The sequence below is a fragment of the Aminobacterium sp. EBM-42 genome (assembly GCF_001896635.1).
Lineage (GTDB): Bacteria > Synergistota > Synergistia > Synergistales > Aminobacteriaceae > Aminobacterium > Aminobacterium colombiense.
Map to the genome: position 1 here is coordinate 171485 of NZ_MPPC01000010.1, position 12323 is coordinate 183807.

Sequence of the window (12323 nt, forward strand, 5' to 3'; positions counted from 1 at the left end):
AGCTATAGAAACCCTTGAAAAAATATTGAGCGATGAAGGCCCCATATATTCTCTCGGCATGCCCATACATAATCCACAGGAGGTTGAGAGACTTGCGAAGAAGGGCCTTGTTGTTGTTGACTCCCCCGATATGATTCCCCCGTTATCCCGTATCTTTATTCGCGCCCATGGGATATCATCAGAACTCTTTTCCACTCTTCAAAAACACTCCATTCACATAGTAGATGGGACATGTCCATTTGTTAAAAAAGCTCAGGAGCGAATAAAGCTTCTTGCTCGGGAAGGATATAAAATTTGTATCATCGGTAACGGGAATCACCCAGAAATAAAAGCTCTTCAGGGGATAGTTGAGGGCAAGGCTACAGTCATAGAAAAAAAAGAGGACGTCACAGAGATTGGTAAAACTGCTAAATTAGGAGTAATATCACAGACAACACAGGATAGTAAGGTTTTTGCAGCCATTGTTTCAGAGCTCGCGCTCAGAACTCAGGAAATGCGCGTCTATAACACGATTTGCAATGCAACTCGTGAACGACAAGATGCCACTCGCAAGCTAGCTCAATTTGTAGATGGTATTATAGTAGTGGGGGGCAGGAACAGCGCAAATACAGGGAAGCTGTATGATATAGCCCGCTTTTCCGGAATTGACGTTGTGTGGATAGAACACGCTGAAGAATTGGACAGGAGGTGGTTATCAGGTAAGGCGCGAGTAGGAATCACAGCCGGGGCCAGTACTCCGGATTGGCTGATTAGTCAGCTTAAAAATACATTGTCATCACGCAGGTAGCCAAGGGGGATGGAAGGTTATGATGGAAGAAATGAATAATGATGTTAAAACAACCGAAAATTTCGAAAATATGGATATGGAATCCATGCTCGAGAAATATGCGGGAGAGGAAATTCACAAAGGGAAAGTTGTAACAGGGACAATTGTTGGAGCAAATGAAGATGGTTGGCTCGTGGATGTAGGATATAAGTGTGAAGGTTTTCTTCCTCGAAGAGAGTGGACTCATAAAATATTAGTTGAAGAGGAAGAAGAGCCCTCAATTAATGATGAAATTCAAGTGCAGGTCATCAATATACGCCACGGAGAAGATGCTCAGCTTCTGGTAAGCCGCTGGCGCTGTGAATTTGACAGGCGTTGGGCTGAGTTGGAATCCTTTGTTTCTTCTCACGATCTTATTTCAGTGAGAGGGATACGCAAGGTTAAGGGCGGATTGATGGTCAACTGCTTTAATCTCGAAGGGTTTATTCCTATTTCCCATCTTGCTGAAGAGGGACGAGGGGTGAACCCCGGTAAATTTGTGGGAGAAGTCTTTGATGTAAAACTTTTGGAGAAAGACCGACGCAAGAGACGTCTTGTCCTTTCAAGAAGAATGCTTGTTGAAGAAGCAGTAGAGGAGCAGCGGAATAAATTTTATACAACAGTTTCAGAGGGAGACATTCTTGAGGGCAGGGTAAGCAGCATTACATCTTTCGGCGCTTTTATCAATCTTGGCCCCATCGATGGTCTTGTTCACATTAGCGAGCTTTCATGGAAGCGCAATGTAAAACCGAAAGAAGTTGTTAAAAAAGGTGAAACCGTAAAGGTAAAGGTTATTGGTATAGAGCAGGAAAACAACCGTGTTTCCCTCAGCATAAAACAAACCCAGCCAGATCCCTGGAGCATTGTAGAAGAAAACTGGAAAATTGGGGACAAAGCTTCTGGTGTAGTTACAAATGTCACAGACTTTGGGGCTTTTGTAGAAGTGGGGCCTGGCATTGAAGGGCTTATCCATATTGGTGACCTTAGCTGGGCGCGTATTAAACATCCACGTGATGTCCTTAAAAAGGGCCAGAATGTAGAAGTTGTGGTTCTTGATGTGGATGCGGAGAAAAAACGTATGAGCCTCGGCTACAAACAGCTTAATGACCCTTGGACAGGAATAGAGGAAAGATATACCAAAGGACAGGATATTACTGTTAAAGTTGTCAGGCTGGCTGATTTCGGTGCCTTTGTAGAAGTGGAAGAAGGCGTTGAGGGGCTCATCCATATCTCTCAACTGAGCACAAAACGTGTAGACAAGCCCGAAGACGTATTGTCTGAAGGCGAGGAAGTTTTAGCGCGGGTCATTGAAATTAATCCTGCAGAGCGAAGAATGAGACTAAGTATTAGCGCTCTCTTCGAAGAAGAGATTCGTAAGAATCGAGAAGAAGAGAAAAAGAAACGTCTCGCTCAGAAAGCAGAAGAGAGCAGGCAAAAACAGCAGCCAACATTCCATGAAGAAGAGCCCTCGATTACTATCGGGGATGTCTTGAAAGACTTTCTTAATCGCTAAATAAAGGGAAGGGCTGCTGGAACCAGCAGCCCTTTTTAGTGAATAAAATTTTGAAAAGTCTTAATTTAGAGGAGCAAGATCTTGAAAAAATTTCTGATTCGAACCTATCCAGATCCTGTTTTGCGAAAAGAAACAGAAGCCATAGACCTGTTTGATTCAAAACTAATGGATCTCATTGAAGAAATGAAGGTTATTATGCTTGAATCGGACGGTGTAGGACTTGCAGCCCCCCAAGTGGGCGTATCAAAAAAGCTGGCAATTGTATATTATGATGAAACTCTTTATGTCCTCATTAACCCCATCCTTTTAAAAGCCGATGGCGAGCAGGTTAGTGAAGAGGGGTGCCTGAGTTTCCCGGGAATATTCGGGAATGTTCTTCGCCCCCGTCATGTAGTAATTGAGGCTTATAATGAACATGGGGAGAAACTGACAATAGAAGCTGAAGATTTTCTTGCCCGAGCTTTTCTTCATGAGATGGACCATCTTGAAGGGAGGCTTTTGATCGACCATTTTTCTCCCTTGAAAAAGAATATCATACGGAAAAGAATGAGACAGCATGCAAAGGATGAACGCTAATAATGAAGATATGGTTTATAGGAACGGGTTCATTTGCGGCTTTTTGCCTTGAACATCTTGTTTCGAAATGTAATATGCATTTTGATCGAATTATTACTGGCATGCCTAAGCGTGGAGGCAGAGGGATGGGGGAAAGACCTTCATATGTAGAAGAAACAGCGACAAAATTGAACAGATCCGTTTTTCGGACAGATAAACTTTCAAAAGACGAGGAACTAAAAAGAGTTCTTCTCGAATCTCCACCCCATTGCGTCATCGTTGTTGATTTTGGACAGAAGGTCCAGGAACCATTTTTAAGCACCCCCTTATGGGGCTGCCTCAACATCCACCCCTCCATTCTACCTCAATATCGAGGTGCCGCTCCCATCCAGAGAGCCTTGATGGATGGACAAAAAGCAACAGGTGTGACAGTGTTTAGACTGGTGGAGGAAATGGACGCTGGGCCCGTTCTCGGACAGACCCAAATAGAGATAGGGCCAGATGAAACCTCGGGGGACCTATTTCAGAGGTTAGCGGAAGAGGGTAGCAATTTACTGAAAGTAGTTGTAAAATCTTGTAATGAGGGTACTAATATAACAACGTTACAAAATTCTAAATTAGTTACATATGCTTCAAAAATAGAAAAAAGAGAAACTCAGCTTTCTTGGAGTTTTGATGCACAGAGATTCCACAACACGGTTCGAGCTCTGAATCCCCAACCGGGGGCCTTTATTTTTTATAAAAAACGCAGGCTTAAAATTTGGAAAACATCTGTTTGTGAAGGGACAGGAAAACCAGGCGAAGTACTTGGTTTTATAGAAGGGAATCCTCTCGTAGCATTGCAAGAAGGCGCAGTTCTTCTTCTTGAGGTTCAGCCAGAAGGCCGCCGAGTTCAATCAGGTTCAGAATGGAGCAGAGGCATTCGTTTAAAGAAGGGGGACAACCTTGTTGAATAACAGACTTACTCTTCTTGCTAGTTTAATTCGCCTTTATGAATGGCCAAAAGCTGTAGCGGTTACAGGTGCCCTCGGTTCAGGAAAAACCGAATGGGTTTTGAATATGGCCCTTGCCCTTTTAGAGGCTGGGGAGAAAGTAACGATTGCTGATATTGACATTATTAATCCATATTTTTGTATACGTCAGGTAAGCGACGTTCTTGAAAAAAAGGGGCTATCTGTCATAACCATGCCTGAACAAGCGAAATGGCTTGATATGTCCCTTGTAACACCCAAGGTGGACTGGGCTCTCCATGATGAAAGTACACGCCTCCTTATGGATATAGGAGGGGATGCAGAAGGGGCCTTGGCACTAAAGCAATTTGAACCTATTATCAAAAAAGTTGGTTATCGGCTTATCCTTGTAGTAAACGCGTTTCGCCCTCAGACCGCCAGCGTAACAAGAATCCAGAAAATGATGAAAAAAATGGAGAGTATTTGCGGGCTGGAAGTGGGTGCTCTTATAAGTAATTCTCACCTTATGCATGAAACAACAGTCCACGATGCTATAGAAGGAATAAAAACCGTCTATGATGCTGGGCAGAACCTCGATCTGCCAGTTCTTTATGCAGGTGTTAATCCGTCGTTAGTTCCTGATGTAAAAAGAGTCTTGGGAGAGGGATACCCTGTCCCGATATGGCCTCTTTCGAGATATATGCTTCTTCCATGGGAAGATGGTTTTATGTGGTCGCGTCAGACTGAAGAGTCGAACTAAATGGGGAAGGGGTGTGTCACGTAATGGCAAAAGGACGTATTAACGTTCTTGAAGAGTATTGCAAGAGTTGTGGGCTTTGTGTCGCTGCCTGTCCTGTCAAAGTTCTGCGAATATCAGAAAAAATTAATAGCAGAGGGCATAGGCCGGTTGAGCAATTCAAAGAAGGATGTATTGGGTGCGCAATGTGTGCAACCTCATGTCCTGACGCAGCGATCGAAGTATTTAAGGTCGTTGAAGGCTAACGTTTTCTGGAGGTGGAAAATCTAATGGGACGCGTACTGATGAAAGGAACTGAAGCCATTGCAGAGGCAGCCATACAGGCTGGCTGCAAATTTTTCTTTGGTTACCCTATTACACCGCAAAATGAAATTCCCGAATACATGTCAGCCCATCTGCCAGAGATTGGCGGAACCTTCGTGCAAGCTGAAAGTGAAGTGGCGGCCAGTTATATGATCATGGGAGGCGGTGCAACTGGTCATAAGGTTATGACAACATCGTCCAGTCCTGGAATCTCTCTCATGTCAGAAGGAATAACCTATATGGCTGGAGCTGAAATCCCAGTTGTTATTGTAAATGTTATGCGAGGAGGGCCAGGCCTTGGTGGGATCCTACCATCCCAGGCAGATTATTTACAGGCTACCAAGGGTGGCGGGAATGGCGATTACAACTTGATAGTAATGGCCCCAAGCACCCTACAAGAAGCGGTCGATATTACACAGGAATCATTTGAGCTTGCTTTGCGTTACCGCAATCCCGTGCTTATTCTTGCCGACGGCTTTATGGGGCAGATGATGGAAGCTGTTGAAATAAAACCCTACGTCGATAAGGATGTACCAGATATTTCTGAATGGGCATTGGGATACATGGGAGAAAGAGGCGGGAAACGAAGTTCACTTAAAAGCTTGTATCTCTCTCCGGAAGCCCTTGAGAACCACAATAAAGATCTTCAGAAGAAATATGCTTTAATAAAAGAAAGAGAGTCTCGATGTGAAAGCTATATGACTGAGGACGCAGAATTGGTCATAGCAGCTTATGGAACAACAGCCCGTATCTCTCGTTCTGTTATCAACAATCTTAGAGAACAAGGTCACAAGGTCGGTCTGATTAGGCCCATCACCCTATGGCCCTATCCTTACGCAGACTTTGCAAAGCTGCCTAAGACCGTAAAGAATATTCTTGTGGCAGAAATGAACTGCGGACAAATGGTGGACGATGTGAAAGTTGCAACCGGATGTAAAATCCCAGTTAGTTTCTATGGTCGATCCGGCGGCATGTCACCTTCCGTAAAAGAAATTGAACAGCAGTGCAGAAATTTGCTCGGCCTGGAGTAGGGAGGGATAATGCGATGAAAGAAGTAAAGGTATATGAACGCCCTAAAGCATGGATGCCTGAAGTACATACCCACTATTGTCCTGGCTGCGGACATGGCATAGCCCACCGTCTTGTCTGTGAGATCATCGATGAGCTTAATATTCAAAAGGATACTATCGGAGTAGCGCCAGTGGGATGCGCCGCCATGATGTACGATTATATAGATACAGATTTTTGCGAGGCGGGACATGGAAGAGCTCCGGCAGTGGCAACAGGGTTGAAACGTGTTCGTCCAGATAAGGTAGTTTTTACCTATCAGGGAGATGGGGACCTTGCCTCTATTGGAACAGCAGAAATTATCCATGCCGCGAACAGGGGCGAAAATATTACTGTTGTTTTTATCAATAATGCCATTTACGGCATGACAGGCGGCCAGATGGCACCAACAACTCTTATAGGCCAGAGAGCGACAACCTGTCCTCTGGGAAGAGACCCCAAAGTCAGCGGCTATCCCATACGGGTTTGCGAGCTTTTGAGCTCACTTGCTACTCCTGGCTACATAGAGAGGGTTACAGTGGCACAGCCTAAATATATAATCAGAGCAAAACAGGCCCTGAAAAAAGCTTTCCAGTATCAAATCGATAAGAAGGGGTTTTCCTTCGTTGAAATTCTCTCATCCTGCCCTACTAATTGGGGAATGAGACCCGTGGAAGCTTTTGAATGGACTGTGAATTCAATGATGCCCTACTATCCCCTTGGTCTGTTTAAGGATTACGAGTAGGAGGCAGACACAATGACTGTTAAATATGATAGAAGCCTCATCGCGGCGGGATTTGGCGGACAAGGTGTAATGGTGCTTGGCCAGTTGGTAGCATATACTGGCATAGCCCAGGGACTTCATGTAACGTGGATTCCATCCTACGGCCCTGAGATGCGAGGCGGTACAGCAAACTGCGGTGTTGTTCTAAGCAGTGAAGAAATTGCGTCTCCTGTTGTCGCGGAAGCCGATGCTGTTGTTATTATGAACCAGCCCTCTCTTACCAAATTTGTAAAATCAGTCAGGGAAGGCGGAGTTCTTATATACAATAGAGATCTTGTGACATATGAGAATCCCCGCACTGACATTAAGATTATTGCTGTTCCGGCTAACTCAGTAGCAGCAGAGCTAGGCAGCGACAAAGTGGCTAATATTGTTGCTTTGGGGGCCTTAGTCGAAGCTACAGGAATTGTTGAAGAAGAAACGTGTATCGAAACAATAAAAGATAAATTGGGGAAAAGGAAACCACAATTTCTTCCAATGAACCTCGAGGCTTTTGCTAAAGGGAAGGAAATTGCGAGAAAGATTCTAGGTTGATAAATGAATTCCGTCGAAAAAGTTCTATCACGAAATGTCGTCTATAGAGGAAAGATCCTTGACCTTAGAGTGGATAATGTCCGTTTGTCCTCTGGCAAAAGAGTAGTACGAGAAGTGGTAGAACATGAACCGGCAGTAGCGGTAATTCCTTTGACAAGTGACAAAGAAGTACTGCTGGTTAAGCAATTTCGCTATGCCCTTGAACAAAAAATACTTGAGATTCCGGCAGGGATAGTTGAAGAAGGCGAAACATTTAAAGACACGGCCATTAGGGAGCTTCAGGAAGAAATAGGATATTACCCCGGAGAACTGATGGAAATTGGGCGATTTTTCACTTCCCCAGGGTTCAGTGACGAAGTTCTTGTCATCTTTCTTGCCCTAGATCTCTGCCCGTCATCTCTTGAACAAGATGATGATGAAGAAATTGTAGTAGAAACTGTAAGTGTGGATGATATCCCCAGGCTATTGAAAGATGGATCCATTCGGGACTGTAAAACTTTTGGAGCCCTATCCTGGCTCTTAAATTACCTCAAAGACTCATAAATAACTTAGCAGGAGGAAGGGGCTGGCATAACCAGCCCTTTTTTAATAATATCCCATGGTAAAGTTTGAATACGACCAATTGCTTGATGATTTTCTTGATTATCTCTTTCTTGAAAGAGGATGCAGTGAAAACACGATCTTGGCCTATAATCGTGATATCAAGGCCTGGCTGGATTTTTGCGATAAAAATGATCAACCAGCCTACCCCCCCAATCAAACTTATTTAGAAAGATATCAGCGATCCTTACACGAAGAAGGTAAAAAGCGTTCTTCCCAGCAGCGTGCAATTGCATCCCTTCGTTCATGGCTGCGATATCTCGACAGTGAAAAATTGGTGGAAGAAGAAGTTACATTGCCAACCCTCCCTTTAAAGGGGGACAGCCTGCCTCATATATTAAATGAGGGAGAAGTGGAGAGAATTTTTGAGGCCTGTTCTGGTAACTCCTTTCTGGCTCTTCGTGACAGAGCGATTCTTGAAACTGCCTATGGTTGCGGGTTGAGAGCAAGTGAGCTTTGTACTATCTGTTTGAGAGATATAGATTTCTCAGGCCGGACACTGCGAATCTTTGGCAAGGGTGGGAAAGAGCGAATAATCCCCTTCCTTGGAGAAGTCAGCCGCCGCGTAGGTTTTTACATGGAAAAAGCACGTCCAGATGCACATGTTCAGGAATTATTTATTTCTAAGACTGGAAATCCCCTAAGACGAGAGGATATATGGAGGATTGTAAAAAAGAGAGGAGCTGCGGCAGGAATTTCCTCCTCCCGACTTTTTCCTCATATTTTGCGCCATTCATTTGCTACTCATTTATTGCGGCGAGGAATGGATCTCCGTACCCTCCAGGAGTTGTTAGGGCATGCTACCATAGCTACCACTGAAAAATATGTTCATTTTGACCTGGAGCTTCGGGACATATATGATAAGACTCATCCACGAGCTTAATTTCGGAGGTGTCTCTTATGGAATACAATAAAAAAGTAGCGGAAGCACTCTCATACATAAGCGAGAGGGTTTCTACAACCCCTAAAGCTGTGCTTGTTTTAGGTTCCGGTCTCGGAGGTCTTGCTGACTCCATTAAAGATCCTATCGTTATCCCTTATACGGAAATTCCTCACTGGCCACTTTCCACTGCCCCAGGCCACGCGGGCCGACTGGTCTTTGGCTTTTTGGATAATGTTTACGTTGCCGTTATGCAGGGCAGAATACATTTTTACGAAGGTTATTCAATGAAAGACATCACATTCCCAGTGAGAGTTTTTGGTGAATGGGGAATTTCTTGTTATATAGCCAGCAATGCTTCTGGCGGGATCAATCTCGCATACTTGCCTGGCGACATGGTTGTGCTTTATGACCACATCAACTATATGGGAACTAACCCTCTCATTGGGACTGTTTTCTCAGAAAAAGAAGAACGCTTCCCTGACATGTCATATACATATGACAGGGAACTTCTTGATATGGCAGAAGCATCTGCAAGAGAAAACAATCTTACAGTTCGCCGGGGAGTATATATTGCCTTTACAGGCCCTTCCTACGAAACCCCCGCAGAGATACGGATGGCCAGGACGTTAGGGGCCGACGTGGTGGGCATGTCTACAGTACCGGAGACAATAGTCGCTCATTCAATGGGCATGCGGGTCTTTGCAGTTTCTTGTGTAGCTAACTATGCTGCTGGAGTTACCTCTCAGAAATTGTCAGAAGAGGAAGTTATTCGTGAAATGGAAAAGGCAACGGGAAAATTGACAATTCTATTGAAGGGCCTTTTGCGCAAAATAGGTGAGGAACATGTTTGATATTCTCTCTTTCCTCGAAGAGAAAAGAGACGGTATGGTTCATAAAGCTGCGGATATCGAAACTTTTGTAAATCAGTTTCATCAGGGAACCATTCCGGATTATCAGGTCAGTGCCTGGCTTACGTCCGTTTATCATAAGGGGCTGAGCACTGAAGAGCTTAAAACTCTAACACTAGCTTTGGCTCATTCTGGCCACGTTGTATCCTTCCCTCAAGGTTTTAAAGCGGCAGACAAGCACAGTACAGGAGGAGTAGGAGATAAAACCACACTTGTGGTAGTTCCTCTTGTAGCAGCTTCAGGAGTTTCAGTAGCTAAACTTTCAGGGCGTGGCCTTGGTTTTACAGGTGGAACGGTGGACAAACTGGAAGCCATTCCAGGGATGAACGTACATCTTTCTACAGAAGCCTTTATGAACCAGGTACACAGAATAGGATGCGCAATTTCTGGCCACTCGCTGGAGCTAGCTCCTGCCGAAGGAAAGTTTTATGCGCTGAGGGATGTGACGGCTACCGTTCCTTCTCTTCCTCTCATATGCAGCAGCATAGTCAGTAAAAAAATAGCTGGGGGAGCGTCAAGCTTTGTTTTTGATGTCAAATGCGGAAGAGGTGCCTTTATGCAAACCTTCTCTGGGGCACGTGACCTGGCCGAAGCTCTTGTTTCTCTTTCCGCATCGTTGGGACGTCCCAGCATGGCCGTAATAAGCGCAATGGACCAACCTCTTGGGAAATGGGTAGGAAACAGCATGGAAGTGTACGAAGCCATCCGTGTTCTTCAGGGAGCGGGGCCATCTGACACAGAAACGCTGTCTCTCAATCTTGCTGGAACCATGATTTATCTAGGTGGAAAAGCAACGTCGCTGGCAGAAGGAATAGAAATGTCACAAAATACCCTTAAAAGCGGAAAAGCTTTGGAGAAATTCAAGGAGCTCATAATTGCTCAACAGGGAGACGGGGCAGCATGCGACTCCCCTGAGAAGGTTCTAAAACCAGCCGAAAAAAAATATACAGTCTTTGCTTCAGAATCTGGTTTTGTGAGTGATCTTAACGCCCGGTCCATAGGAGAGGGCGTAAAACGCATAGGGGGTGGGCGCACTCGCCAAGAAGAACATATTGACTTGAAAGTTGCTGTCCATCTTATCGCTAAAATAGGGGATTATGTAGAAAAAGGCGACCCGCTGCTGGACATCTATTATTCAAAGGAAGAGAAGCTTCAACAGGCGATCTTTTACTTTGAGCATGCTGTAACTCTTCAGAGCATCAAACCTTTAGACCAAAACCTTATTATGGAGATAGTAGCCTCATGACTAAATTCTTTGCGCCGCGATTTAAACAACTTTTTTGCGGCCTCTTGATCCTTATGCTTCTGACTTTTGGGAAGGTGGCCTACGGAGGAGAGATCAAGGTGTCTTTCCCCCCTTCAGTGGAAGTAGGAATGCCCTTTATTATTCACTTGAAAACGTCGCAACTGCCACTGGAAGGAAAAGCCTACTGGTGCGGACAACAGATACCTATTCACTTTTCTGAAAAAACCTCTTACTCTCAGTCTCTGCTCATGGGGACGAGCGCTAAAACAGCATCTCCAGGGCGGGCTACCTTTCGTATGGAGTTCTTTATGAACGGAAAAGAGGAGAAGTTTGCAGTGCCTGTAGAAATTCTGGCTAAAAGCTATCCTCGCGAGCTTCTTACGCTGCCTGAAAAAATGGTTGTGCCACCCCGTCACGAACTCGTCAGAATAAAAGAGGAGCAAAGAGTAGTTCGGCAAACATTACTCGATATCCGACAAGAGCGATTTTGGGATTTGCCTTTTTTAAAACCTGTTGACAGTATGATAACAAGCACTTATGGTAAAAGGCGAGTCCTCAATGGAAAACCTTCTAACCCTCATACGGGAATAGACTTACGGGCGTCAGCGGGAACAGACGTTTATGCAGCGGCAGACGGAATTGTAACTCTTGTCGCTGAACACTATTTCAGCGGGCATGTTATATATATTAATTCAGGCTCTGGAGTTGTTTCTCTATATTGTCACTTATCGAAGCCACTGGTTCAGGCAGGAGAGCATGTCAGGAGGGGGGATCTCATCGCTAAGAGTGGAGTTTCAGGACGTATTACAGGGCCTCATCTTCATTTTGGGATGGCACTTCAAGGACAACTTGTCGATCCAATGCCACTTTTTACGACAGGGGAAAAAGAACTCTCTAAAAAAAATAAGGAGCAGGTGTTTAGATGGTAGGAGGAACCCCATGAGTTGCGAACACTACGGAAACAACACAATCATTGTTTTTTGCTTTATTATCGACAAAGATAAAATTCTTTTAATCCGCAGAACAAAAGAACCCTATGCAAATACCCTTACTGTGCCTGGAGGCAAGAAAGAACATGGAGAGAGTCTTTCCCAGGCATGCATTCGAGAAGTTGAGGAAGAGACAGGGCTGACGCCGTGTTCTCTTGAACTTGCTGGTATGGTTCATAATTACCAGGAAAACAACCCTCAAGAAACTCTCACTTTTTACTTTACTTGCCGTTCATATTCAGGTGACTTGAAGAGTGGTGAAGAGGGGGTAGTTGAATGGTATGACATTGATGAAAGCTTTACCCTCCATGACATGAATCTCTTTTATCTGCAAATTGCCCCCTTTGTCTTCTCAAGAAAAAAATTCCCCTTTGAGGGACAAATAGTGCTCTCGGAAAAAGGAGATATCATACGATCAACAATAGATTATTTAAAAGCCTTATAAGGAC

15 protein-coding genes are annotated in these 12323 nt (G+C 44.6%); all 15 read left to right on the forward strand.

The window, feature by feature from the left end; all coding sequences use genetic code 11:
- The first annotated feature begins 4 nt into the window (after window positions 1-4).
- The 15 genes from ispH to BUC50_RS02910 all read left to right on the forward strand — a co-directional run bounded on the left by ispH (window position 5) and on the right by BUC50_RS02910 (window position 12319).
- Window positions 5-787, forward strand: coding sequence for a 4-hydroxy-3-methylbut-2-enyl diphosphate reductase (gene ispH / locus BUC50_RS02840; RefSeq protein WP_433863624.1), 783 nt, complete (start codon window positions 5-7; stop codon window positions 785-787).
- 19 nt (window positions 788-806) lie between these two features.
- Window positions 807-2318: a 30S ribosomal protein S1 gene (locus BUC50_RS02845; protein ID WP_013048410.1), complete on the forward strand. Its 1512-nt coding sequence runs from the start codon at window positions 807-809 to the stop codon at window positions 2316-2318.
- An 81-nt stretch (window positions 2319-2399) separates the two neighbouring features.
- The gene (gene def, locus BUC50_RS02850; RefSeq protein ID WP_013048409.1) at window positions 2400-2894 is read left to right on the forward strand and encodes a peptide deformylase; all 495 of its coding nucleotides are present in this window, start codon (window positions 2400-2402) and stop codon (window positions 2892-2894) included.
- A gap of 2 nt (window positions 2895-2896) precedes the next feature.
- Window positions 2897-3829: a methionyl-tRNA formyltransferase gene (gene fmt / locus BUC50_RS02855; RefSeq protein WP_213700943.1), complete on the forward strand. Its 933-nt coding sequence runs from the start codon at window positions 2897-2899 to the stop codon at window positions 3827-3829.
- A complete protein-coding gene (locus BUC50_RS02860) occupies window positions 3822-4583 on the forward strand; it encodes a DEAD/DEAH box helicase family protein (RefSeq protein WP_013048407.1) in 762 nt (253 codons plus the stop codon). The genes fmt and BUC50_RS02860 overlap by 8 nt, the downstream gene beginning before the upstream one ends.
- A gap of 23 nt (window positions 4584-4606) precedes the next feature.
- On the forward strand, window positions 4607-4825 hold the full coding sequence (locus BUC50_RS02865; protein ID WP_013048406.1) for a 4Fe-4S dicluster domain-containing protein: 219 nt from the start codon (window positions 4607-4609) through the stop codon (window positions 4823-4825).
- Window positions 4826-4849: 24 nt separating this feature from the next.
- A complete protein-coding gene (gene vorB, locus BUC50_RS02870; protein WP_013048405.1) occupies window positions 4850-5914 on the forward strand; it encodes a 3-methyl-2-oxobutanoate dehydrogenase subunit VorB in 1065 nt (354 codons plus the stop codon).
- A 14-nt stretch (window positions 5915-5928) separates the two neighbouring features.
- Complete coding sequence (locus BUC50_RS02875) at window positions 5929-6675, forward strand: thiamine pyrophosphate-dependent enzyme (RefSeq protein WP_013048404.1); 747 nt, start codon at window positions 5929-5931, stop codon at window positions 6673-6675.
- Window positions 6676-6687: 12 nt separating this feature from the next.
- The gene (locus BUC50_RS02880; protein WP_286677133.1) at window positions 6688-7248 is read left to right on the forward strand and encodes a 2-oxoacid:ferredoxin oxidoreductase subunit gamma family protein; all 561 of its coding nucleotides are present in this window, start codon (window positions 6688-6690) and stop codon (window positions 7246-7248) included.
- 3 nt (window positions 7249-7251) lie between these two features.
- Window positions 7252-7791: an NUDIX hydrolase gene (locus tag BUC50_RS02885; protein ID WP_013048402.1), complete on the forward strand. Its 540-nt coding sequence runs from the start codon at window positions 7252-7254 to the stop codon at window positions 7789-7791.
- 55 nt (window positions 7792-7846) lie between these two features.
- Window positions 7847-8731, forward strand: a complete 885-nt coding sequence (locus BUC50_RS02890; protein ID WP_013048401.1) for a tyrosine-type recombinase/integrase — start codon at window positions 7847-7849, stop codon at window positions 8729-8731.
- A 17-nt stretch (window positions 8732-8748) separates the two neighbouring features.
- Window positions 8749-9582: a purine-nucleoside phosphorylase gene (locus BUC50_RS02895; RefSeq protein WP_213699919.1), complete on the forward strand. Its 834-nt coding sequence runs from the start codon at window positions 8749-8751 to the stop codon at window positions 9580-9582.
- The gene (locus tag BUC50_RS02900) at window positions 9575-10885 is read left to right on the forward strand and encodes a thymidine phosphorylase (protein WP_213699920.1); all 1311 of its coding nucleotides are present in this window, start codon (window positions 9575-9577) and stop codon (window positions 10883-10885) included. The genes BUC50_RS02895 and BUC50_RS02900 overlap by 8 nt, the downstream gene beginning before the upstream one ends.
- Window positions 10882-11814: a M23 family metallopeptidase gene (locus BUC50_RS02905; RefSeq protein WP_013048398.1), complete on the forward strand. Its 933-nt coding sequence runs from the start codon at window positions 10882-10884 to the stop codon at window positions 11812-11814. Before BUC50_RS02900 ends, BUC50_RS02905 begins: the two co-directional genes overlap by 4 nt.
- Window positions 11815-11824: 10 nt before the next feature.
- Window positions 11825-12319, forward strand: coding sequence for an NUDIX hydrolase (locus BUC50_RS02910; protein WP_013048397.1), 495 nt, complete (start codon window positions 11825-11827; stop codon window positions 12317-12319).
- Window positions 12320-12323 lie beyond the last annotated feature (4 nt).

Bases quoted from the DNA above. Each gene is read 5' to 3' on its own strand.
- BUC50_RS02910 (WP_013048397.1), top strand. From the start codon at position 11,825: ATGAGTTGCGAACACTACGGAAACAACACAATCATTGTTTTTTGCTTT.
- BUC50_RS02900 (WP_213699920.1), top strand. From the start codon at position 9,575: ATGTTTGATATTCTCTCTTTCCTCGAAGAGAAAAGAGACGGTATGGTT.
- vorB (WP_013048405.1), top strand. From the start codon at position 4,850: ATGGGACGCGTACTGATGAAAGGAACTGAAGCCATTGCAGAGGCAGCC.
- fmt (WP_213700943.1), top strand. From the start codon at position 2,897: ATGAAGATATGGTTTATAGGAACGGGTTCATTTGCGGCTTTTTGCCTT.
- BUC50_RS02885 (WP_013048402.1), top strand. From the start codon at position 7,252: ATGAATTCCGTCGAAAAAGTTCTATCACGAAATGTCGTCTATAGAGGA.
- BUC50_RS02905 (WP_013048398.1), top strand. From the start codon at position 10,882: ATGACTAAATTCTTTGCGCCGCGATTTAAACAACTTTTTTGCGGCCTC.
- BUC50_RS02890 (WP_013048401.1), top strand. From the start codon at position 7,847: ATGGTAAAGTTTGAATACGACCAATTGCTTGATGATTTTCTTGATTAT.
- BUC50_RS02895 (WP_213699919.1), top strand. From the start codon at position 8,749: ATGGAATACAATAAAAAAGTAGCGGAAGCACTCTCATACATAAGCGAG.
- BUC50_RS02875 (WP_013048404.1), top strand. From the start codon at position 5,929: ATGAAAGAAGTAAAGGTATATGAACGCCCTAAAGCATGGATGCCTGAA.
- BUC50_RS02880 (WP_286677133.1), top strand. From the start codon at position 6,688: ATGACTGTTAAATATGATAGAAGCCTCATCGCGGCGGGATTTGGCGGA.
- BUC50_RS02845 (WP_013048410.1), top strand. From the start codon at position 807: ATGATGGAAGAAATGAATAATGATGTTAAAACAACCGAAAATTTCGAA.
- BUC50_RS02865 (WP_013048406.1), top strand. From the start codon at position 4,607: ATGGCAAAAGGACGTATTAACGTTCTTGAAGAGTATTGCAAGAGTTGT.